17 protein-coding genes are annotated in these 23,052 nt (G+C 39.4%); 8 read left to right on the plus strand and 9 right to left on the minus strand.

The window, feature by feature from the left end:
- Positions 1–3: 3 nt before the first annotated feature.
- Positions 4–852 (plus strand): ABC transporter substrate-binding protein, encoded by an 849-nt coding sequence (locus ABZP26_RS18860; RefSeq protein ID WP_036955375.1) that lies wholly within the window; start codon positions 4–6, stop codon positions 850–852.
- A 724-nt stretch (positions 853–1,576) separates the two neighbouring features.
- Here ABZP26_RS18860 and ABZP26_RS18865 read toward each other — a convergent pair.
- From ABZP26_RS18865 to ABZP26_RS18880, 4 genes are all read right to left on the minus strand, one after another.
- Positions 1,577–2,782 carry a type II toxin-antitoxin system HipA family toxin gene (locus tag ABZP26_RS18865; RefSeq protein WP_215522147.1) on the minus strand — a complete coding sequence of 402 codons (1,206 nt, stop codon included), beginning with the start codon at positions 2,780–2,782 and terminating at the stop codon, positions 1,577–1,579.
- Positions 2,772–3,071: a helix-turn-helix transcriptional regulator gene (locus ABZP26_RS18870; RefSeq protein ID WP_288369161.1), complete on the minus strand. Its 300-nt coding sequence runs from the start codon at positions 3,069–3,071 to the stop codon at positions 2,772–2,774. The genes ABZP26_RS18865 and ABZP26_RS18870 overlap by 11 nt, the downstream gene beginning before the upstream one ends.
- Positions 3,072–3,498: 427 nt before the next feature.
- On the minus strand, positions 3,499–3,789 hold the full coding sequence (locus tag ABZP26_RS18875; protein ID WP_138686964.1) for a putative quinol monooxygenase: 291 nt from the start codon (positions 3,787–3,789) through the stop codon (positions 3,499–3,501).
- A 2-nt stretch (positions 3,790–3,791) separates the two neighbouring features.
- On the minus strand, positions 3,792–4,007 hold the full coding sequence (locus ABZP26_RS18880) for a DUF2798 domain-containing protein (RefSeq protein ID WP_368485671.1): 216 nt from the start codon (positions 4,005–4,007) through the stop codon (positions 3,792–3,794).
- Positions 4,008–4,088: 81 nt separating this feature from the next.
- On the opposite strand from ABZP26_RS18880, the gene ABZP26_RS18885 reads away from it, so the two are divergent.
- Positions 4,089–4,949 (plus strand): LysR family transcriptional regulator, encoded by an 861-nt coding sequence (locus tag ABZP26_RS18885; RefSeq protein ID WP_138686966.1) that lies wholly within the window; start codon positions 4,089–4,091, stop codon positions 4,947–4,949.
- Between the two features lie 388 nt (positions 4,950–5,337).
- On the opposite strand, the gene ABZP26_RS18890 is transcribed toward ABZP26_RS18885, so the two are convergent.
- Positions 5,338–6,213 (minus strand): nuclease-related domain-containing protein, encoded by an 876-nt coding sequence (locus ABZP26_RS18890; protein ID WP_368485672.1) that lies wholly within the window; start codon positions 6,211–6,213, stop codon positions 5,338–5,340.
- 462 nt (positions 6,214–6,675) lie between these two features.
- Between ABZP26_RS18890 and ABZP26_RS18895 the strand changes: the two genes are divergently transcribed.
- Together ABZP26_RS18895 and ABZP26_RS18900 are read left to right on the plus strand one after the other, a co-directional pair.
- Positions 6,676–9,801 (plus strand): DUF3427 domain-containing protein, encoded by a 3,126-nt coding sequence (locus tag ABZP26_RS18895; RefSeq protein ID WP_368485673.1) that lies wholly within the window; start codon positions 6,676–6,678, stop codon positions 9,799–9,801.
- A gap of 22 nt (positions 9,802–9,823) precedes the next feature.
- The gene (locus tag ABZP26_RS18900) at positions 9,824–11,251 is read left to right on the plus strand and encodes a hypothetical protein (protein ID WP_368485674.1); all 1,428 of its coding nucleotides are present in this window, start codon (positions 9,824–9,826) and stop codon (positions 11,249–11,251) included.
- A gap of 102 nt (positions 11,252–11,353) precedes the next feature.
- Here ABZP26_RS18900 and ABZP26_RS18905 read toward each other — a convergent pair whose 3' ends face one another.
- From ABZP26_RS18905 to ABZP26_RS18920, 4 genes are all read right to left on the minus strand, one after another.
- Positions 11,354–12,739, minus strand: coding sequence for an anti-phage deoxyguanosine triphosphatase (locus ABZP26_RS18905; protein ID WP_368485675.1), 1,386 nt, complete (start codon positions 12,737–12,739; stop codon positions 11,354–11,356).
- A 242-nt stretch (positions 12,740–12,981) separates the two neighbouring features.
- Positions 12,982–14,826, minus strand: a complete 1,845-nt coding sequence (locus ABZP26_RS18910; protein WP_368485676.1) for a hypothetical protein — start codon at positions 14,824–14,826, stop codon at positions 12,982–12,984.
- 545 nt (positions 14,827–15,371) lie between these two features.
- Entirely contained in the window at positions 15,372–16,910 is a 1,539-nt protein-coding gene (locus ABZP26_RS18915) for a S24 family peptidase (RefSeq protein ID WP_368485677.1), read from the minus strand.
- Positions 16,907–17,506, minus strand: coding sequence for a bifunctional 2-polyprenyl-6-hydroxyphenol methylase/3-demethylubiquinol 3-O-methyltransferase UbiG (locus tag ABZP26_RS18920; protein WP_036955430.1), 600 nt, complete (start codon positions 17,504–17,506; stop codon positions 16,907–16,909). Before ABZP26_RS18920 ends, ABZP26_RS18915 begins: the two co-directional genes overlap by 4 nt.
- A gap of 478 nt (positions 17,507–17,984) precedes the next feature.
- Between ABZP26_RS18920 and ABZP26_RS18925 the strand changes: the two genes are divergently transcribed.
- The 4 genes from ABZP26_RS18925 to ABZP26_RS18940 all read left to right on the plus strand — a co-directional run bounded on the left by ABZP26_RS18925 (position 17,985) and on the right by ABZP26_RS18940 (position 22,917).
- Positions 17,985–18,752, plus strand: coding sequence for a substrate-binding periplasmic protein (locus ABZP26_RS18925; RefSeq protein WP_368485678.1), 768 nt, complete (start codon positions 17,985–17,987; stop codon positions 18,750–18,752).
- Between the two features lie 37 nt (positions 18,753–18,789).
- Positions 18,790–20,301: an ABC transporter substrate-binding protein gene (locus tag ABZP26_RS18930; protein ID WP_368485679.1), complete on the plus strand. Its 1,512-nt coding sequence runs from the start codon at positions 18,790–18,792 to the stop codon at positions 20,299–20,301.
- Between the two features lie 140 nt (positions 20,302–20,441).
- Positions 20,442–21,173 carry a substrate-binding periplasmic protein gene (locus tag ABZP26_RS18935; RefSeq protein ID WP_368485680.1) on the plus strand — a complete coding sequence of 244 codons (732 nt, stop codon included), beginning with the start codon at positions 20,442–20,444 and terminating at the stop codon, positions 21,171–21,173.
- A 142-nt stretch (positions 21,174–21,315) separates the two neighbouring features.
- Positions 21,316–22,917 (plus strand): ABC-F family ATPase, encoded by a 1,602-nt coding sequence (locus tag ABZP26_RS18940; protein ID WP_024601143.1) that lies wholly within the window; start codon positions 21,316–21,318, stop codon positions 22,915–22,917.
- Positions 22,918–23,052: the final 135 nt, after the last annotated feature.

The raw sequence follows: 23,052 nt of genomic DNA on the forward strand, positions 1-23,052 counted from the left end.
CACATGCATGTTATGTTATCAGCTAAATTAAGATACCGTATTTATATCGCATCTTTTTTGCTGATGGCTTTTACCAGTCATTACACGCACGCAATTGAAGCAATACAACCCTCAAGCAAAGCGCCTAATCACCATGCTACTTTAAATATAAGTACAGGCGAATGGCCGCCTTTTTTAAGTGAATCGCTGCCTCACAAAGGCGTGGTTGCGCATTTAATTACCGATATATTTGCACAAGCTAACATTAAAGTTAACTTTACCTTTTTACCGTGGCCGCGTGCTTACCACGACACCATTAATGATAAATACGCAGCCACTGCCGTATGGATGTTTGAACAACAACGTACTGAGGATTATTTTTACAGTGAGCCAGTGTTAAACGAGCGTTTTGTATTTTTTTATCATAAACAACGCCCTTTTGATTGGCAAAACCTAAACGATTTAAAAGGCTTATTACTCGGTGGTGGGCTTGCCTACAGTTACGGCAAAGACTTTGATAAAGCAGCCGATGAAGGCTTGTTCGATATGTCGCGAGTAAGTACCACAGAGCAAAACTTTAAACGCTTAGCTATGGGCAGAATCGACGCCTTTGCCGAAGAACAAAGCGTAGGCTATCACATATTAGCAGGGCAAAAACCGACAATAAAAAATGGCATTGTGCACCATCCAAGGCCACTATTAATCAATAAAAGCTTTGTGATGTTCCCTAAAAATAACCCACGCAGTGAACAGCGGCTTGAAATATTTAACCAGCAATTACTTAAATTTAAACAAAACGGCCGTTATCAAGCCTACTTTGATGCGTTAGATAATGGCGCTTATCAACCCACAAATAGCGCCCTGGCCGACTAACCTGTAGGCGCGGCTTTATGCCTCGCGTTTTATGTTTGGAACGCGGGTTTCGGGCTACGAGCTAGGTTTTAGGTTTTAGCAAAAGAACGAAGCCCGTTGTCTTCTCATTTACCCTCATTCGCTTCTCTGTGGTTATATATTTTTTAAGTGATTTATGCACCACAGAGATTATGAGGCGCTGCGCTTTTAGAGGAAATAAAAAAGCCAAATATTATTCTGTAGCAGCAATTTTATATCGCGTATTTATAGGCTTTTGCATTTTACCCGCGCCTCGTCGCTCGAAGCCCGTTGTCTTCTCTGTGTTCAAATAATTTTTAAGGATTTATTCACAAAGAGGTTATGAGGCGCTGCGCTTTTAGAGGAAATAAAAAAGCCAAATATTATTCTGTAGCAGCAATTTTATATCGCGTATTTATAGGCTTTTGCATTTTACCCGCGCCTCGTCGCTCGAAGCCCGCTGCCTTCTCTGTGTTCAAATAATTTTTAAGTAATTTATTCACAAAGAGATTATGAGACGCTGCGCTTTTAGAGGAAATAAAAAAGCCAAATATTATTCTGTAGCAGCAATTTTATATCGCGTATTTATAGGCTTTTGCATTTTACCCGCGCCTCGTAGCTCGAAGCCCGCTGCCTTCTCATTCCCGCTTTGTGGTTCATATAAGCGCCAATTAATAAATGAGCACTTAATCAGTCATTAAACCACTAATGACTGCTTTATTAGCCTTTAACTTATAGAGGGTATTACGCTTTCTAAGCGTTTTATGTCAATATCACTGATATTAGCAAAACGTTTAAAGTGCGCTGGCCACTGGCGAGTATAGCTCTCAACCTCGGCAATTATTTTTGTTGCTTGAGCCTTGTTGAGGCCGAAGCGTTTGGCTTGCGACAGTAAATTATCGATACTAGCATATCGGCCATCATCACCAAGCCCTATGCCATGCTGCTTTGAGTTATTAATAGGGGTAATATCATAAGCGGGGCTCATACGCCACGTTTGCCCTGAAAAGTGATATAAAAATGCATGATTTCGGCTGTGATCATCGGTATTACCAATAAATACGTTAAATACCATTCGCTTGTAGAGCTCTGTAGCATCAGCAGCGAACTCACCTGTGTGGTGGCGAATAAATTCAGCCAATTCACCGTAGCTATAGTATGTTGCTAAGTCGTTTATCGCGACTTTTGGTTTTTGTAATAAGCTATTGGCGCTTAAAAAGTGATGAGTTGGTAAGTCATCGCTTACATCAAAACGTTCAACTAACAGAACATCGCCATTTTCTGTTTCATGAATACGGGTATTTGCAGTGCGAATCCCCAATTCATTAGCCATACACATAGCGCCATGCTCAGCCCTAGCTAAATTAAACAAATCGTCTTGACGATTAAACTTTGCCAAATAAAGTTTTTGGTCAATTTTCACAGAGGTTTTAGGTCTTGCTCCCCCCATACTTTGACCAAATTCAAAGGCTTTTTTTGCTTCCTGTGAAATCGTTTTATTGGCGAGCAAATCGTCCTTTGCTTGATCTAACAAAGCTAAATCGGCTAATGTATTTTTATTCGCTTTATGTTTTGATGCGCTGCGCGACAAACTAAATACCAAGGCGCCAACACCATACCCAGACCCTGCGAGTAAAAATTCTAGCTCATTTTTTGGTTTGGTATTATGCAGCGACAGTATAAGCTTACGCCCCCACGAATCAGCTCCCGCATCACTTAACACCCCAAACACACCTTTATTGGCAGAATAACTAACGATGCCAGGCTGTAATGGTAAATGCAGCGGATCGAGCGCAAACGCATCAGAGCGCGCAAGGTAACTTTTACCATAATTAAACTCACCTCGGCCTGTTTGTGTATTTAACTTAAAAAAGCCACAAATTACCGGGCTGTCTTCTAAACCGTCAATAAATACATAAGCTTCAGAAGTCATCGTTAATCACCTGAGTCTTATTGCTTTTACGCTGTCTTGCATTATAACCGCCCACATCTGCGGCAAGCTCGTTAATTTCATCCAGTAATGAGCCTTGCAATTGAAGTACAACAAGGGCTTCAAACAATATATCGCTTTTTACTACCTCCCCTTGCTCAAGCTTTTGTACCGTGGAGCGAGATACACCAATCATCTTAGCGAACGTGTTCTGGGTATAAAGTAAAGTACGATGCTGGCGAATTAAATCACCCAATCGACGCGCCAGTTTTAATGCTTGTTCAGATCTCATAAATGACTACCTAATCGGTCATTAATATACTAACGATTAGTTTAGCGGTATTAAATATGATTGCAATATTATTTTAATAGATACGAAATAAGCTTCGAGCAGCGAGCTTAAAGCGCCTAGTCCCTTTTGCGTTACCTCTTCAGCGCAGCGCCTCATAACCTCTTTGCGAATAAATCACTTAAAACCATATTTGCACAAAGAGAAGACAACGGGTTTCGGGTTTCGGGTTTCGAGCAGCGAGCGACGAGCAGAAAACACAACCTAGCGCTTTTTATCAACGTAGACGTGCAGCTTGCTGACGCGAAAAGCTCAAAGCCCGATTCCCCGCCACTCGATGCTCGTCACCTTTATTTATAAATGTCGCGTTAGTGAGTGCCGACCGCCCCGAGGCTCACACTCCCCACTCCAATGAAGTACACACGATAAATTAAACTTGCTCAATCGCGACTAATTTATTTACTTCTACCGGTTTTGCTAACGCCGTTTCATAAAATGCAAACACCTCTTTTACGTAGGGCTGTGAATAATGCGCATCCAAAGCAGCTTGTGACGTAAATTGTTCGACTAAAAACAAGCACGTTTGCTCACTATTACTGTATAACTCAAATCTAATACAGCCAACCTCAGCCTGTGTAGGCTTTAAAATTTGCTGTAAACGCCCTTTACAGTCATCAAACAATGAAGCTTGAGGTGTTATTTTTGCCACTATATTGATCATCTTTAATCCTTATTAATTAATGTAATAATCACAGCGCGAATTAGCGGTGCTACGGTATAGGCCACTAAAAAAGCCGCAGGCCAGGCATTAATAAATGCAGTTAGCCAACTTTGCACAAATGTATCGCTTAAACCTAAGTTTACGTAGGTCACCCATACAGATAGTAAAAACGACATCATGAACGAAAACACTAATGTAAATATAAAATGAATTTTCATCTTTCCTCCTTGGCGTTACTATATTCAAAAGCTTGGGGCTTCCATACTCACAAAAATGCAAACTAAGATTGAGAAACAGAAATGCTTGATGACATTCATTTATTTATAGAGGTAGCAAGGCGAAAAAGTATGAGCCAAACGGCAAAAGATTTAGGCTTAAATTTATCGACGCTATCGCGACGCATTCAAGCACTTGAAACCAAATTAACAGAGCCATTATTGCAGCGTACAGCACGAGGAATCGTGCTAACAGCAAAGGGAGAGCAGCTCTATACATCGCTTGCAGATTCAATGTTAGCGCTTAATAATCAAATAACTGCCCTTAATTGTGATAGCAATAGCAGCAATACTTTTTATTTATTATGCCCACAGAACATCATTGCAGATCTGCTTATGCCTGCGCTAAATACATTTATAAAAGATAATCCTTCGCTCAATTTTCACATATCACCGAGTAATGCCAATAGTCAGTTGAGCCAACAACGCTTTGACCTCGCTATTCGCATTGGTCAACAACAAGACTCAAGTTATTATCAAAAACGCTTAGGCGCTATTGCAGTTAAGCTAGTCAGTAAAAAAAGTGCACCGCAAAATCGCCTAATTTTACCTTACACTCAAACTCAGTTACCAACAGGCATGCTTAACAAACTAACAGAACTCTACAGCGATATAAGTTATTGCTTTGATATAACAATAGCCCGAAAAATGGTTGAAGAAGGTAATGGGGTTGGTTTATTACCTATGAGTGAAATTAGTTGTATTACTAACAAACAAGCTTTTGACTATATTGAATTTCAGCCTGCTTTTGCAAACAGGCCTATTTATGCCCTATGGCATAACACACGCCAGCCAAATCAAACGGCAAGTCAGTTAATTACTTTAATACAGGGCGTAATTGAGCAAACGCCATGCTTACAGGGTGATATTATTAAGTTAGGTTAAGGAGTTATTCATGCTGTAAGCGTGTAGCTTGCTGACGCGAAAAGCGTAGCTTTTAATGGCAAAACCCGATCTCCACAACTCGATGCTCGTCGCCTTTATTAATATATGTCGCGTTGGCGACGGCAACCAAAGAGAAGTAATCGCCGACTTCTCTTTGGAATCTCTCGGCGCCCCGAGGATCACACAGTTTCCTCAATTTAAATTAATAATATGAACGTAACCAGCGTAGATAGGCCATCCATGGCCAAGCTACGCTTTTTAACAGCATCCATGCTGTAAATTACTCATCAATTGAGTCTTTTCGGGCAACATGACGGGGGAATTGTCTTGGCAGCGGCGTTTAAGTTTTTTGTAGGCGTTTAGCTTACTGTCAATAAAAGCTAGGCTTTTAAATTGCTTTACTTTCATGCAAAGAGCGCTGTACTACCTGATAACAAATAGCGCGTTGTTGCTCTTGATTTAAATTTACTTGTCGCATCGAAAGAATCGTTTTCACTAATTGTTTATGTGAAACAATCGGAAAGAGTGGGCGCTGCTTTAGTTCAACAAACCAACCAGGAAAGCACAAAACAGGGAAAACTTGAGTATTAAAACCCGTTGCTTCATATAACCATTTGTTCACCCAGTCTGCTTGATTTTGAGCCTGCTCTAATGGCTTACTTTCAAACCAAGAGGGAAATTCTAAACGATTATTCTCAAATTTAACTTTGTAGTTTGTGTCGTCTTTTATTCGCTTGTGTCTGCCTTTAGTTTCAATAGCAAAAATGCCATTTGCCCCAACAACTAAGTGATCAATGTTAAAACCATCAGCTTGTATATCATGAAATACTTGATATCCATGTGACTGTAATTCTATAAGTTCAGAGGCAACAGCAAGTTCAGCATCACGGCCGAGCTTTAGTTTTATTAAATAATTAGATTTAACCCACAGCTTTCTTGCTACATAAGCTAAACCTAAAATAATCAAAACAATTAGGAAGTAATTAAAATTACCGCTAGCAAAAACTTCAGCAATCCCTTTGATAGCAAAAGGTATTGTAACAATTAAAGCAGACAAGAAAATTAAACCTATAACATCAACAATATTATCATTGACTTGTTCACTTAGAGTTTGAGCTGCGACTCGCTTTAATTTATGACGTTCGATAGGAAGTTTAGCACTGCGTTGATGTGACCAAATGCGAAAAAATAAAACGCCAAGTAATGAGTAAACACTACCAACAATAACTAAAAGACTTAAACCTTGGTTTAATAAATCATCCATGACGAGTTCCTATAATAACAACTTGTACTTTATACATTAAAAACAGTTACATGTCTCATTATTCAAACTCACACTACAAAGATCACCGAAACACCTGTAGGCGCCCAGCTTGCTCGCGCGAAAAGCGAAGCTTTTAGAGTAATTTATACATGTCGCGTTGGCGACGGCAACCAAGGGGCAGATACCGCCGACCGCCCCTTGGAACCCCACGGCGCCCCGAGGATCACACTATTTTCTCAATTTAAATTAATGATATGAACGTAAATGCTGTGTATTCGCCGTCCATGGCGAAGTCACAGCTTAACGCGCATCCATGCGCTGTTATTACTCATCATTAATTTAATTTCGGGTGTGATCACGGGGAAATTGTCTTGGCAGCGGTCTTTAATTCAAAAATGAGTTAATGCTTGTTTACATTAAATTTTTTAGTAAACTGAATGCTCGCAAACAGGGAGCGATTTAATGCAACAGATTGGTATTTACGAGCAGTTAATTACACAAGTAATTAAGCAAAATTTAAATCGTGACCAATTTTATGTGGGCGAACGCCAACTAGAATCGGCTGAGGCGGCTACGTGGCTTTCGCGCTTTTTAGGCAAGCTTGTTGAACATGCAATCGATGCAATCCCTAATTCAAGCGGGCGTTTACAAGAGCAAATTAACCTCGCAAACAGCCTTGTGCTGTGGCTTAAAGATCATATTCGCGATGACGAACTGATCAACGAAAACCTTATCGACAGCCAAGGCCGTATTCTTACTGCACTGTTTAATACCCAAAACCCCATTGCGGCAAATCTTAAAGATTACTCTCACGATATTTTTCCGCTAACAGGGCTTACACAAAGCGAATTGTTTAGCGGCGCCAATGCGGGGATATCGCTCGAAACCGAGCTAAAACGCGAGATTAAATCATCCGACACTATTTACTGGCTTGTCTCATTTATAAAATGGACGGGGCTGCGCATATTTAAAAATGAGCTTGAAGCATTTACCAAAAGTGGTAATAAACTCAAAGTAATTACTACTTCGTACATGGGTGCAACAGATGCTAAAGCGGTTGAGTTTTTAGCAGGCCTACCAAATACTGAGGTAAAGCTTAGTTACAATAATCAGCAAGAACGCTTACACGCCAAGTCATACTTGTTTATGCGTAATACGGGTTTTCATACCGGTTATATTGGCTCGTCTAATTTATCGCATTCGGCGCTTACCAGCGGCCTTGAGTGGAACTTAAAAATTACCGCGCAAGAAATTCCGCACATCATAGCTAAAACCAGAAGTACCTTTGAAACCTATTGGCAGTCGCCAGATTTCGAGCTGTTTACTGGCAAAGCTGAATGTAAAGAAAAGCTCATAAATTCACTTAATGAGCAACGCGGTGTTGGCCAAGCAAGCAGTCAGTTTTATTTTGATATCACGCCAAAAACCCATCAACTAGCTATTTTAGAAAAACTAAGCGTAGAGCGTAGCGTTCATAACCGCTTTAAAAATTTAGTGGTTGCTGCAACGGGAACTGGTAAAACAATAATATCGGCATTTGACTTTAAAGCCGTTTACGACAAAAACCCAAACGCCCACTTTTTGTTTGTAGCCCACCGTGAAGAAATACTTAAACAAGCACAAAGTGCTTATCGTGGCGTGCTTAAAAACAACGATTTTGGTGAGCTGTGGGTGGGTAACTACAAGCCACAACGCTACAACCAACTTTTTGCGTCAATACAAACATTAAACAGCCAAATTGAATCACTCAAATTAACGCATGATTACTACGACTACATAGTTATTGACGAAGTACATCACGTAAGCGCTGCAAGTTATCGCGCTATATTAAATCACTTTACGCCCACAATATTACTTGGCTTAACCGCCACACCAGAGCGACAAGATGGCGCAAATATACTCGATGATTTTTGTGGCGTAATAGCCGCTGAAATTCGCTTGCCAGAGGCAATAAACCAACGCCATTTATGCCCGTTTCAGTACTTTGGATTAGATGACGATACAGACTTAAGCCAAATAACATGGCGTGGTGGCCGTTACGATATAAGCGAGCTAAGTAGTCTTTATACAGGGGAGAACAGCCGCGCTAACAAAATTATATCGAGCTTGGCTGATATAGTGACTAATGTTCACAACATTAAAGCGTTGGCATTTTGTGTAAGCCAAAAGCACGCAGAATTTATGGCATCTAAATTTAACTTAGCAGGTATAAACGCCGATGTGCTGACCAGCAAAAACACCAATGAGCGCGCGGCCAAACAACAAGCACTTCGCCAAGGCGAGATACAAATACTCTGCGTGGTTGATATTTTTAACGAAGGGGTCGATATTCCAGAGGTCGATACACTTTTATTTTTACGCCCAACTGAAAGCTTAACGCTGTTTTTACAGCAACTCGGCCGTGGCCTTCGCTTGCCCGACAACAGCCAAAAGCAATGCTGTACGGTACTCGACTTTGTAGGCAATGCCCGCCCAGAATATGACTTTGCCAGTAAATTCCGCGCACTCATTGGTAAAAGTAACCAACCAATAAAAACCGAGATTGAAAACCACTTCCCACATTTACCACTAGGTTGCCGTATTGAGCTACAAAAGCGTACACAACAAATAATATTAAAAAGTATTAAGGACGCTATAAATACTAAAGATCGCTTAATAAAGCTTATAAATAGTTACTCTCAACATACAGGTAAAGAATTAACTCTAGGTAACTTTCTGCACATTTACCCTCAAGTAACTTTGGAAGATGTCTATAAACGTGGCGGATGGAGCTTACTAAATAATATAGATATACCTGATATTTACACTGCTTATTACCGCGCTATAAATAATCAACTATTTGCTTGCAATTCACTTAGCTACTTATATTTTTTACGTGGTTTATGTAATAACGACTTTAGTTTTACGCCAACAGCACAAAACCAACAGTACGCGCTTATGGCGCATTACAACTTTTGGGATACCACAGGCACGAGTTTAGGTTTTAAAACGCTTGAGCAAAGCTTAAATGCACTTAAACACCGAGAGTTACAGCAGGAACTTGCCCAAGTAATTGCGCTATTAATAAACCGAATTCACCAACAAGAAAGTGATTTAGCGTGTTTACCTAATCACGCAATCAAATTACACAGCCGCTACACCCGCCAACAAATACTCGCCGCGTTTGGCGCACACATATTTGATAAAAAATCGACCGCCCGCGAAGGTGTTTTAGAATTTAAAAACCAAAACCTAGAGCTGTTATTTGTCACACTCAACAAGTGTGAAAAAACCTACTCGCCCACCACGCTATATCACGACTACGCAATTAGCCCTACCCTGTTCCATTGGCAAACGCAAAACAGCGCCCGTCCAGAACACGGCCGCGGCCTAAGTTATATTGAGCATCAAAAAACAGGTAAAACCATTCTGTTATTTGTCCGCGAACAAGGCAAAGACGAAAACGGCCGTACCATGGGGTTTGTAAACTACGGTGAGGTTAAATATCAAAATCACAACGGCAGCCAGCCGATGAATATTACGTGGGAATTAACCAACCCCATGCCAAGTGAGATGTGGCATGAGGCAGGGAAATTGGCGGTCGGGTGATAATTTAAAATAAGGATGTTTAATGAGCCATAACTATAAAATGACGAGGGCATACAATGAGCAAAACTGGATCACGAGTATTGATGATGTTCAAAGAGGCTTGAAATGTAATTGTACTTGCGTTGATTGCGGATCACAGTTAATTGCCAAAAAAGGAGCTGTACAAGCAAACCATTTCGCCCATGCTCCAGATGATCAAAAAGCAAGACACTGTAAATGGAGCTACGAAACAGAGCTTCACTTATTAGCCAAAGAAGTACTGAATAACAATAAAAAACTAACAATACCAGTTGGTAATTTTGATCCTTACAGCTTCACACTTATTTTTGATAATGTTGATATTGAAACTCCCATTGATAATTCAAAACGAATTCCTGACGTGATTGGTTATTCAAAGGGTGAGCAAATTCTAATTGAAATAGCAGTATCACATTTCTGCGGGGCTGAGAAAACTAGTGAATATAGAAGGTTAAATAAAAACGCTATCGAGTTCGACTTTAGTAATTTCGTTCCTACCTCTGAGGTAATAACATTAGAAGAAGTAAGTGACTTATTTGAAAACTCAAATGCAAAATGGCTGAGTATTGCTCCTGCTGGATTTATAGGTGAGCTATGTCATGCACATGAACGTCAATCAATTAAAGATTTAATGTTTGAAAGAAGGGAGTTTTTAAATAAATACGAACAAGAAAAGACAAGTTTAAATGCAGCCGTAACGTTTCTCAAAGAGCAATTACGAGATTTATCATATACCAAAAATAATCTTGAGGTGATTGTAAAAAACGACGAAGAAAAAATTCGTAGTGCTTTTAGAAAAGAATATAAAGGGCTTGTAGAAAATATTAAATATGCTTCACAAAAACTAGCTCGAATAAATGAAAGTATTAATCAGAGGTCAAATATAAAAAATGAAATTGATGCTTTTGAAGTTAGATTGATAAACGAGCTAAAGATTAAAAATCAAAATTTAGTAAATAAACAAAAAGAACTACAAGAAAACATACGTAGCCTAGAGCTCGCAAAACAGTTTAAGATAAAAGAAAGTAAAAAAGAAGTTCATGATTTTGTCGAAAAAGAAAAAGCATTATTAATATCTAGATTTAATGAGAGCCTTCAACATGAAGTTACAGAATTATCTTTAACGCAATTAGAAATAAGATCAGAAATAATTCAACTATATGGAAAGAGAGATGAATTACAAAATATAATCACTAAAAAACAAAATATTATTGATTTAATAAGTAATCAGCAAAACGATATAAGTAATGAAAAAAAACGACTGGAGCTATTAAAGTTAGAAGTTATAAAACAAAATAGGCAATACCAAAATGCTGCAAAGAATATTGAAAGAATAACTCCTGATTTAAAAGAAATAACTCGTAAAGGCGGAATCCCTTGGCCTTTTGCACACAACTTAATTGATGAACTGAGTAAGGAAATTAAGCCTTAACTTATAAAATAAAAAGTATAAGATCTCCAAAATAAAATTTGCTTATTACAACAGATAACTGTCAGTTCAAGTCTGAGCTAGTACAACTTAAATATTGGATTTTTAAAGCCGATCAAATATCGAACCTTTAGTGGGAGTAAAAAGTTTCTCATAAAATTTTGTTGCATAATCATCAGTCATGCCAGAGATAAAATCACAAATAACACGCATTTGCGCCTGTTTGTCTTTAACTTTATTTTCACCATTTGCCGCTTTTTTCCATCTTTCTAATGTTGGTTTTGGTAAGAACCTTTTTGGATCAGTAGATAACGCTTGAAATAGCTCAATAATTAACTTTTGTCCTTTAAACTCAAGCTGCTGTACATTTTCATCAAGAATGACCTTTTCTAAAACTATATTGAATATTTCTTCGCGAAGGGCTTCAACTTTATTGGGTAGTTTTACTTCAAACTTTAGCAAAGGGTGTGAACAACCAGATTTATTCTCACAAACCTCGCTGCTAGTAATCATAATATTAACTAATGCGCCAATCGCATTCTTTCTTTCGTGGCTAGATTGAAATAAAGCATTAAGAATAGATTCATATTGGAGGTCTTTTCTTTCACCTGCAACATCATTGAATAATAATTCTTTATTTTTAAAGTGTAGCTCCCAATCTTGTTTGGTTATCATTCCCAATGATAACGCGTCTTCCAAATCATGAAGACTATAGGATATATTGTCAGCTAAATTCATTATAGTGCAATCAAGTGACTTGAATTGACTTCTTTTATGCATTTCAATTTTTTTGCCTTCATCATCTTCAATTTCCTCATACTGAGTAAATTTCTGCACATCTTCATCGCTAAATGTTTCCAAAATGAAATCTACAATATCTTGATCATCATTATGAAAGCACTTAGGTGGTTTTTGAGGCTTAGCTTCAAATAACCAAAAAGGTCTAGTTTTGTCGCGATTCACTTCATAGGCTTTATTATTAAGCAAACTTGCATATGACACTGGATATTTAAGAATACCTAATAGCATTCTTCGTGTTGGATTCAAGCCGTACTTATTAGTGTATTTATCAAGTTTTCCTAATATTCTTAGTGTTTGACCATTTCCTTCAAAACCACCGTAGTCACGCATACAATAGTTTAGTGCTACTTCACCGCCATGCCCAAAAGGAGGGTGACCTATGTCATGAGCAAGACAGATAGCTGAAATTAGAGCAATATCAGGAAGGTATTCTTTATACGTATCATCAGCTTTATTAGCCAAGTATTGCACAATTCCGCGTCCAATCTGTGCAACTTCCATAGAATGAGTAAGTCGAGTACGATAAAAGTCACTTTCTCCAAGACCAAGAACTTGTGTTTTTGATTGCAATCGACGAAAAGCAGCGGAATGTATTAATCTTGCTTCATCCCGATCATATTCGCTTCGAGCATCATCATGACGTTGATTTTGAAATTTTCTTCTATCTTCCATATTTTCATTAATATTCATTTTGTTATTCCTTTATTTATTTTTATCCAGCGCTTATTCATAGGAAAAAAGTAGAAATCTTACACTTTCAAAGTTAAAACGAACCACCTTTAATTTGAGGACATATTGTGATCCTCGGGTGCGCCTTGGGATTCCAAAGGGCGGTCGGCGGCAGCCGCCCTTTGGTTGCCATCGTCAACGCGATAAAACCTCGAATAGAGGTTTTAAGGTCTTTAAGTCCCAAAAATGAAACTCTAAATAACTCAAATATTCTTCGCTATTAATTCAGCTTTCAACAAGCCTCCTTTTGTCAGTAACTTAGGCGCAAAGCTTGGGTTTCGCTTTGACTTATAAGCATCAAGTATTAATTTAAGGCCATGCGCTTCGAGTAGTGAAATATTAACCTCTGTATCCATCTCGGCTGATTCGATGAAATCACCTGAAAAACTGGGGGCAATTATTAATACTTGTGCTACACGTTTACCCTGATTTTCAGCCCGTGTTACATAAGCTTTTACTTGGCGTGACGTTGTTGAATATTTAGCAAAATCACCATTTTTACAGGTTTTTGCTTCACCAATAATTATGTCGTTATCACTAAGCGAGATTACGATATCGGCTTTATCTTTAGTGGTGTTTAGGTCTTTTCTCAGGTCTTCATCAATATTAAGCTCTAATAGCTCAAAAATAGCCTTTGTGACTTCTTCAAACTTAACACCAATATCGGCCTCGGTTACATCTGCCCCAGATTCTTTTAGCGCGTTAATATCACGGCGTGCTAGAGCGTCGTAATTTTCAATCAGTTTATCTGTTGCGTTTGCAAAGCTTTCTAAGATTGCAAATCGTGCATTGCCTCGCTTGGATAGCCCCATGCTATCGCGAACTTCTCTAACCTCATCGTTTGAAAGTAAATATAGAATATCGTGAGGAGTAATACTTAACGCACGTAGTTTTTCAGTGTCTATTATTTCGTTCGCTTCAAGTTCAAATGCTTCTTTTAGCACTGCTTGCATTGTTGGGAAGTGTTCTTCTAATGTTTTTAGAAGCTGCTTAAAGCCACTGGCACTAAGGGAATCAAACTCTTTCTCTGTTGCACCTGATAACGATGACAATATTAGACCAATGCGCTCATCTAAGGTTGTACCTAGTTTATCTGTATCAATTTCTAAATCTTGTATGAGCTGTTTTAATCTATCTTTGCGCTGGTTTTGGTTATCTTCAACGTTATGAATATCGTCAGATAATAATTTAGCAGCGCTAATTCCTGAATGAATAATTGTTTGAATTTTATCAGTGCGGCTTATGCCTCTAATTTTACGACCATGGGCTTTGAGTGCATTAGAAAGTTCGGCATCTGCCAACGTTCTGAGTATTCTCAGTACATATTTATCAGCTAAATCTTTACCTTGTATTTCATTTAGTAGGGTAACTATTTCATCAGGAATGAACACTTCTTGGCGCTTTTTACTTATAAATAATAACCCCATATCTCTGAGGCTATTTAAAGCATCTAACACACCGTTTTTAGGGATAACATCAACCAAATGCTCTATAGCTGCACATTCATCAGTAGTGAGGTTTAGCTCATCAGCCAGTACATTAAGGATACTGCGTTCATCATCAGTAACTTTGGCTTCTCGATTATTTTTTTCATCATTGAAGTATGCTTCTTTCATGCAAGCATGATAAATCTTCAACGCTCGGTTTCGCTCTAAAACACTTTCGTCAGAGCCTTGTTGAATACACTCTTTTAGCTCTTTTGAGAGCTTAGATAATTCTGCCCATTCTTTTTCATAAAGTGACTCTATCCAGCTAATTCTTGCGACTCCGTTGCCATCACGGCTCAGTATGTTCACCAATAAATTAAGCTGCGCTGTACTCATTAGAATCTGTTCTTTTACAGAAATTTTGAAGAACTCGCGGACGGTATTAAATAACTGAGTTATTTCACTTCCTGATGCATTTTTAATTTGGCCGTCAATATTGTCGATTGTTTTAGCTAGTGTTTTATTATTTTTAGCGGCGTCTGAACAAAGACGATCAAGGCATGAAATGAATTTAGATTTTTCAACTTGGTTGACGATTGATAAAACTTGGTTGAGTTTCATTTAATAGAGTCCTTTCTTATTATGTGGTTATTAACGTAACAGTTTATAATCATTAGAGCAATCACTGTTCAGCTAGCATTAATTTTTAATACTAGATTTAATAAAGAACAGTACCTGTTCATAAACACCAATCTACCAACATACTCCAACTCCCCGTGATCACACCCGAAAGGTATAAATTGATGAGTAATCACTTGCATGGATGCAAGTTAAGCCGTGACTTCGCCATGGATGGCGAATACACGGCGATTACGTTCACATCAATTTTTAACTTGAGGACACAGTGTGATCCTCGGGTGCGCCGTGGGATTCCAAAGGGCGGTCGGCGGCAGCCGCCCTTTGGTTGCCATCGCCAACGCGATAAAACCTCGAATAGAGGTTTTTAAATCCCTTTTCCCAAAACCATGTAAAAATCACGGCTCAAGCCAATTCCTACACTTTAAAAGCGCGAGGTAAGCTCCCGCCTGCACCACGACCTACAAATTTAAAAGCTGCGCTTTCGCGCGAGCAAGCTCTGCGCCTACAAGTTAAAGCGCGACTACAAGCTACTCTGCAACCACTTGTTTAAACCGTGCGAAGGTTCGCATGCTTTCATCAGCAATCATTACCTCGTAATCTGGGTTTTGAGCAATTAGCTCATATTGCCCGTTTGGTAATTTATTAACTTTACGCAGTAAATACTGCCCTTCCCCACCTATATCATCTCGCTCTATAGCGACTATTTGACCACGTAGCGATCCCGCTTTATCGGGTGTTATAAGCTCAAGTAGCAGTAAATCACCATCAAGTATAGGGTGTTTACCGCCGTTCATAGAGTTGCCCGAAGCGCGTGCTAAAAAGTGCACGTTTGGATCAAGCTTGCCCGCGCCAAGTGGCGCGTCCATCAATTCCATATCGCTTTCATCCCCTGTTTTAAAATGCCCACAGGCTATTTTTATATTGGGGAAGTACGGCAGCTTTAATACATCATCAATTGATTTTAAGCTAACTTCGGGCTCAGCGACTTGATCTAATTCAGGTTGTGGTGCATTTGGAAACGTAAACAACTCAGCAGTTGGTTTTGCTTGTTCAAAATGGTCTTTATTCCCAAGCCATAATTTTGCGTTGTTGGCTTGTGCCACCTGATATGCCCAATTGCTTACTGCGAGAGATTTATCTGCATCGCAGTGAAAATACGCACTTAGCTCGTTACTAATAATTTGGCTGTTAACAACCAAGTTTTGCTTTTGCCAACGCTCGCGGTGCTGCTGTGCAGCTAAAAAGTCACGTTTATTGTTATTACATGTGCGATGCGCTGCCACAAAATTATGGCCTAAGTCGTTTGCGTAGCGGGCAAACGGTATAAAATGATCGACTTCAACATCGTTTTTCATTGGCTTTTGGCAATAAAAACAGCTGTTTGATTGCAGCTCTACCAAAACAGGTTTTGCTTTGGTGAGTGCGTTACGGTCAAAGCCAAATAAAAAATCATGCAGTTGGCTTTGCGGGCCAATAAGTGTTTGGTTGTGCTTTATGCTTTGAATTTTTTGTAGCCACGCATTTTTAGCTAAATACGTTACTAGATCGTAAAAACGCCTAAAACAACTAGCAATGCCTGCATTCAAAGTAATGTATTTAGGGTTTTTAGTATGCGGATATAAAAAGCACTCTTCTTGCTTGGCAAGTATTTGTAAGCGCCAAAGTGGGCCACTTTTTAAGGTTGCCATAGCGGCATTAAAAGTCGGCTTGTAAAAACCACTTTGCTTTAGCTGGCGTAAGTTACGAATATTGTTTTGTTGGCATTCAAACAATACGCTAATTACTTTTGATTGCGCACCGGTATTTTGTAAAAGCAATGCACTTTCACCAGTATGTTCTGAGGGAAACGGCATTGCATGATGCCAATACAAGGTAATGAGTTTGTCAGCAAGAGTTGGCAGTTCTATGACTAGTTCACTTTGCTCTGACTGAAGTGGCCGTTCAACACATACATCAGCCAAAGCATGCAGCAATGCAAATTTGTAGGTTGCACTAAAATCGCCCTCAACGAGCATGCGCTGAATATACGCAATAAAGTCGAGTTGTTGCTGCATTGCGCTCATCATAAAACAGGCACTGCTTTAATTAATGCATTGAGCCACACTTCACTCTCGCGCTCTGGTCGTTGGTCGACCGTTTGCCATTGTTTTAGTATTTTAAGCTCGGTGTGGTGGGCAATTAATGCGGTTAGGCCATCTTTATTTAAATCGGTAAATTCGCGGCCATTGTGCACACGCTCTTGCGTGCCATATTTAAACGATACATACAAAACACCTTTTGGTTTTAGGGCATTTTGCAGCTTTAAAAAAACCTCTGGCAGTTCGTTTTTGGGCACATGCAATAAGCTGGCGCAACACCAAATACCGTCGTACATATTTGTACAATTAAGCTGCTGAAAGGTTTTAATCTCTACAGCTTGCTGTAAGTAATTACTGGCTAACTTTGCAAGCTCGGAACTTGCGTCAAATGCGCTAACAGTAAAATCTTGCTGTTTAAAATACATGGCATCGCGGGCGCTACCGCAGCCTGCATCTAATATATGGCCGTGTTTAGGGATAAGCGGTAAAAACTCAGCGTAAAGCGCCGACATATCAACATTAAGCGTTGAATCGCTGAAGCTTTGTGCGTTTTGATTGTAGTAATTGAGTGTTTTAGTAGGCACTAAATTCACCGCTCCTTGGTTTATTTATTAATCTGGTATTCATTTATAACTAATCTACAGTATCAACATTTAAAAATATAGAGCTACAGTAATATATACGCCCTAAGTAGTATGTTTTTATTACAAAAAAAACACAGTTTAACCTTATAAATCCATGTTATTTACACTTTTACCTAATAGCTCTACACCTTTGAAAAGGTTTAGATTGTATGAAAAACACGCGCAGCTGTTTGAATCATTAGCGCTTGTTAAACTCCGCGAACACTTGCTTTAATCCCCTTAAAAACAGGGTTATTAATTAACCACTTTAGGCTAAAAATGAGGTGACTTTAAACCGTTCACTTATTGGTCACTATAGTGTGCTATGTTTACCCATAAGATCGTTACTCCGCTTTTTCTAGTATGAATATACTGTTGACTAGTTTTGCTGTTTTTAAGTACCGAGGTGTTACTTACAATGAGTGTTTGCTTTAGGTGTTTGTCAGCTATTTTTTTATGTATTGCGCTTAACGTAGGCGGGTTGAATGCTGCCTGGGCGTCGAGCGAAATCAAAAAAATTGTACTGGCTACCGATACCATTGACGGGCTGGTAGAAAAAGACGGCTCTGGCCTTTATGTTGATATGCTCACTAAAATTTTTGCTGCACAATCGATTGAACTTAATATTATGATTGTGCCTCAGTCTCGTGCTTATCGATGGACGGCCAATGGCAATGCCGATGCCATGTTAAGCGCAAGGCAAAATGAGGTGGAAGGCTTGTATTTTCCGGTATGGCATTACGATATTACCTTTGTATCGGCGATGTTTAAAAAAGATCGGTTTAAAGATTGGCAAGGCGAGTATTCGTTACAAAACAGATCGGTGGGTACGTTAAGGGGCGCTAACTACAATAATTATTTGTATGTGCCGATTGATTTGCAGCAGGTTACCCAGCGAATTGAAGGCATTAAAATGCTAAAGCTCGATAGGCTTGATTTCTTTTTAGATAACCGTAAAGCGCTGCAGCAAACCCTGATTGCTAACGCCACTGAGTTATCAAAAATGAATTTTGACCCACAGCAGTATCAAATCGAAAACATTGTGCCTGTAAAACAATACATTGCCTTTACCGATAACGCCAAAGGCCGTGAATTAGCACAAATTTTTGACGCCGGATTTGCAAAATTACTTGCCAGCGGTGAGTTAGAGGCGTTGTTTGTTGCTTACGACTACCTGCCTTTTCCCTTTCCACAAAATATAGACTAGAGTAATAATTAATGTACTGAATAGTCGAGTTGTGTTGATGAAAGTTGTGTTTGGTTTGCTTATAAGTTTACTGTTGGCCTTTCATTGCTTTGCACAAAGTAACCTGCCCCTCTCTAAAATAGAAAGCCAACCAAGCACACCACAACAAGCCACTACCCAGCTCAATGTGCTTACAGTTGATTTAGGCACCCTCATTAGCAAACCTTTAATTCAACGAGGCTTAGAGTTTGAACAACAAACCGGTATTAAAGTTAATGTCACCAAAGTGCCTTTTGGCCAGTTATATAATGAAATAAACAAAGATTTAAGCTCGCCAACGAGCCAATACGATATTATTGCCTATGCCTCACTCTGGATGGTGGATTTTGCAGAAAATAATTACTTAGCGCGTTTAGATAATTACATTGCCTCCGACTCTTTAATTGAATGGAATGATGTATCGCGTTTTTTTAGAGACTTTAGCTCTAAATATAACGGCCAAATTTACTCGATTCCGCTCGATGGTGATATACATTTACTTTATTACCGCCTCGATATTTTAGAAAAATATGGTTTGGCTCCACCTAGAACCTGGGATGATTACCTTGCTATTGCCAAGCAATTAAATGGCGTTGATATGAACGGGGATGGCGAGGGCGATTTTGGCTCGTGTATTTCTAAAAAAGCCAATGAGCAATCGTATTGGTCTTTGCTTTCGATTGCGGGCAGTTTTTTGCAAAGCAAAGGCACTTCTCAAGGCATATTTTTTAATACAAGAACTATGGCGCCATTAGTGAATAACGATGCCTTTAAAAAAGCCTTAAAAATTTATAAAAAAACCACTGAATTTGGTTCTGCTGATGAGCTTAACTTTGATACCAATGATGTAAGGTATGCGTTTATAAGCGGTCGCTGCGCCTTAGCCATTGAATGGGGCGACATTGGTACTATGGCCGTGTTACCTGAGTCTAAAGTGAAAAACAAAACAGGGGTGAGTATATTGCCCGGAGCTACTGAGGTATTAAACCGTAAAACAGGCCAGCTTGAACGTTGCAATGCTAACTTATGCCCGTTTGCCATTGGCGATATTAATTATGCTCCTTATGCAGCTTTTGGTGGTTGGGTAGGCTCAATTAATAATGCCAGCTCAAAACACAAAAAAAACCTCGCTTATAACTACTTGTCGTATGTTACTCAGCCTTTGCAATCGAATGAAGATGTGACCATAGGTGCCACCGGTATGAACCCGTATCGCACCTCTCAATTAGTTAACCACAAAAACTGGCTTAAACAAGGCATGAGTAAAAGTACGCTGCATTTTTACTTGGGCTCTATTTCTAAAACCGTTAATAACGCCAATATTATTCTTGATTTGAGAATTTTTGAAAACAACCGCTACTTTAGAGACATACTCGACACTGAAGTGGCTAAATACCTAAGGCATACCCAAACCGTAGACCAAACGGTTGAAAACATTGAGGCCGGCTGGAATAAATTAACCGATGAAATTGGCCGCGACAAACAGCTAAAAGCTTATAGGGCGTCGTTAGGATTAGTACCAACCCCTTAGTGATAGTGTTATTTAACGTACTTGCCATTATTAGTAAAACATAGGAAGCCAGCATTGTTGCTTAATTGATGTAAAACGAGCTAAATTTGTAGTCTGGTTTATACTTTAGTAATGATAACGCTGTAGCCTCGAGTAATAAAATGCTTAAAGTCGCTTTTGTTGTATTACTGCTTAGCAGCTGTAACGTATTTGCTTGCTTTAAAACACTTAAAGTAGGCACAAATGAAAACAATTGGCCACCCTATGTAATTGCCGTTAACGGTAACCTGACGGGCGTTGAAATTGACGTGTTAAACACGATTTTTAACGGCTCATCTTTTTGTTTAAAATTTATGTTGCTGCCTACCTCATCGCGCGCTTTTGAAGAATTAAAAGAAGGCCGTATTGATGTTATTTTTGCCGCGAGTAAAACATCAGCAAGAGCTGATTTTGCCTATTTTAGCGATGCCTATCGTGATGAAGTAGTTCGCCTGTATAAATACACCGAATCGCCTGATTTAAATAACATTAGCGATATTTTTTATAAAGATTTAACCTTGGCGGTTAACCGTGGCAGTTATTATGGCGTTGCGTTTGAGCTGTTTAAACAGAACCACCCCGCTAACGTTATTATGATGCCTACAGCCGAAAAACGTTTTGCAATGCTCAATAAAAATAGAGTTGATTACGCAATTGAAGACGAACTAGCAGCGCAATATTTTATAAACCAATACCCAGCAATAGAAGCGGTTACTAATATGGCGGCCATCAATAAGAGTTCTATTCATTTAATGCTAAGTAAAAAAACCATTAGCCAAATAGAGTTACAAGCTATAAATGAGTTAATTAAGCAAAATAAATACGCTATACAAGCCATTTACCCACATTACTGAACCCGTAGATTATTCTTTTACCTTTCATCTTGAAGCGCGGATCTGTATAATTCGCGGCCTATTATTTACTCTATTGCTTGTTTATTTATGCGGCGCCTTGCTGCAGCTTAACCCTGCCATTAATTTTCTAGGATTACTTTTTTTGATCTCCACCGCAAATATTACGATGCAGTTTGGCGCAGAGCCGTTGTTTGAAAACATTTCAGCTAAATTTGGTAACGGTAACCGTTACGGTTTAATTGGCGCTAACGGCTGCGGCAAGTCGACATTTATGAAAATTTTAAGCGGTGCGCTTACGCCTAGTGCAGGTAATGTGTCTATTACGCCGGGGCTAAAATTAGGTAACCTAAGCCAAGATCAGTTTGCGTTTGAGCAATACAGCGTGGTTGATGCGGTAATTATGGGTGATGTGGAGCTTTGGAAAGTAAAACAAGAGCGCGACCGTATTTACTCTTTGCCTGAAATGAGCGAAGAAGACGGCATGAAAGTAGCCGAGCTTGAAAGCGTATTTGCTGAAATGGACGGTTACACCGCAGAAAGCCGCGCAGAAGAAATTCTGCTTGATGCGGGTATCGATAAAGAGTTTCATTATGGCTTAATGGCAAACGTAGCCCCAGGGTGGAAATTACGTGTGCTGTTAGCACAGGCGTTATTTGCAAACCCTGATATTTTGCTACTTGATGAGCCAACCAATAACTTGGACATTCATACTATTACGTGGCTTGCCAATGAGCTTAACCAACGTAAATGCACCATGATCATTATTTCCCATGACCGTCACTTTTTAAACTCGGTATGTACTCACATGGCCGATATTGATTACGGTGAGCTGCGTATTTACCCAGGTAACTACGAAAAATACCTTGAAGCTTCAGGCTTACAACGCGAGCAATTACTTGCTGAAAACGCGAAAAAGAGCGCTGAAATAGACGAGTTACAAGACTTTGTTAACCGTTTTGGTGCTAACGCCTCTAAAGCGAAACAAGCCAGCTCGCGCGCTAAAAAAATGGATAAAATTAAGCTTGATGAAGTTAAGTCATCGAGTCGTATGAGCCCATCACTCAACTTTGATGAGGGCAAAAAAATGTATCGCCAAGCGCTTGAGCTAACCAAGCTTGGCCATGGGTTTGACGGTGAAACGTTATTTACTGGTGGTGATTTACTACTCGAAGCCGGTGCTAAACTGGCGGTTATCGGCGAAAATGGCGTGGGTAAAACCACCTTTTTACGCTGTTTAGTTAACGAGCTTAAAAGCAATGAAGGCGAAGTTAAGTGGTCAGAAAACGCCACGTTTGGTTATTGCCCACAAGACAGCACCAAAGACTTTGATAACGATTTAACCTTGTTTGATTGGATGTCGCAATGGCGCACCGCTAAGCACAACGATTTAATGGTTCGTGGTATGTTAGGGCGTTTATTGTTTACCGCAGACGATTCAAATAAAAAAGCGCGTAACTGTTCAGGTGGTGAAAAAAACCGTTTGTTATTTGGCAAGTTAATGATGCAAGACGTTAACGTACTGATAATGGATGAACCAACTAACCACATGGATATGGAAGCCATTGAAGCACTTAACAATGCGCTAAAAGACTTTAAAGGCACGCTTATTTTTGTAAGCCACGACCGTGAGTTTGTATCGTCACTGGCAACCCGTATTGTTGATATTAAAGACAAGCAAGTAATTGACTTCCAAGGTACGTTTGATGAATACCTAGCGAGCTGCGAAGAAAATAAAGTAGCTTAAGAGCTAGGTTAAAGGTTAAAGAAATAGCCTAAACCATTTAAAAGCGGTGCTTGTTTAAGCGCCGTTTTTTTGTGCCTGTAATTTGGGTTCGGGGTTCGGGGTTCGGGGTTCGGGGTTCGGGGTTCGGGGTTCGGG

Origin of the sequence: Pseudoalteromonas sp. SD03 (genome assembly GCF_040937955.1) — a bacterium.
GTDB classification, from domain to species: Bacteria; Pseudomonadota; Gammaproteobacteria; order Enterobacterales; family Alteromonadaceae; genus Pseudoalteromonas; species Pseudoalteromonas tetraodonis.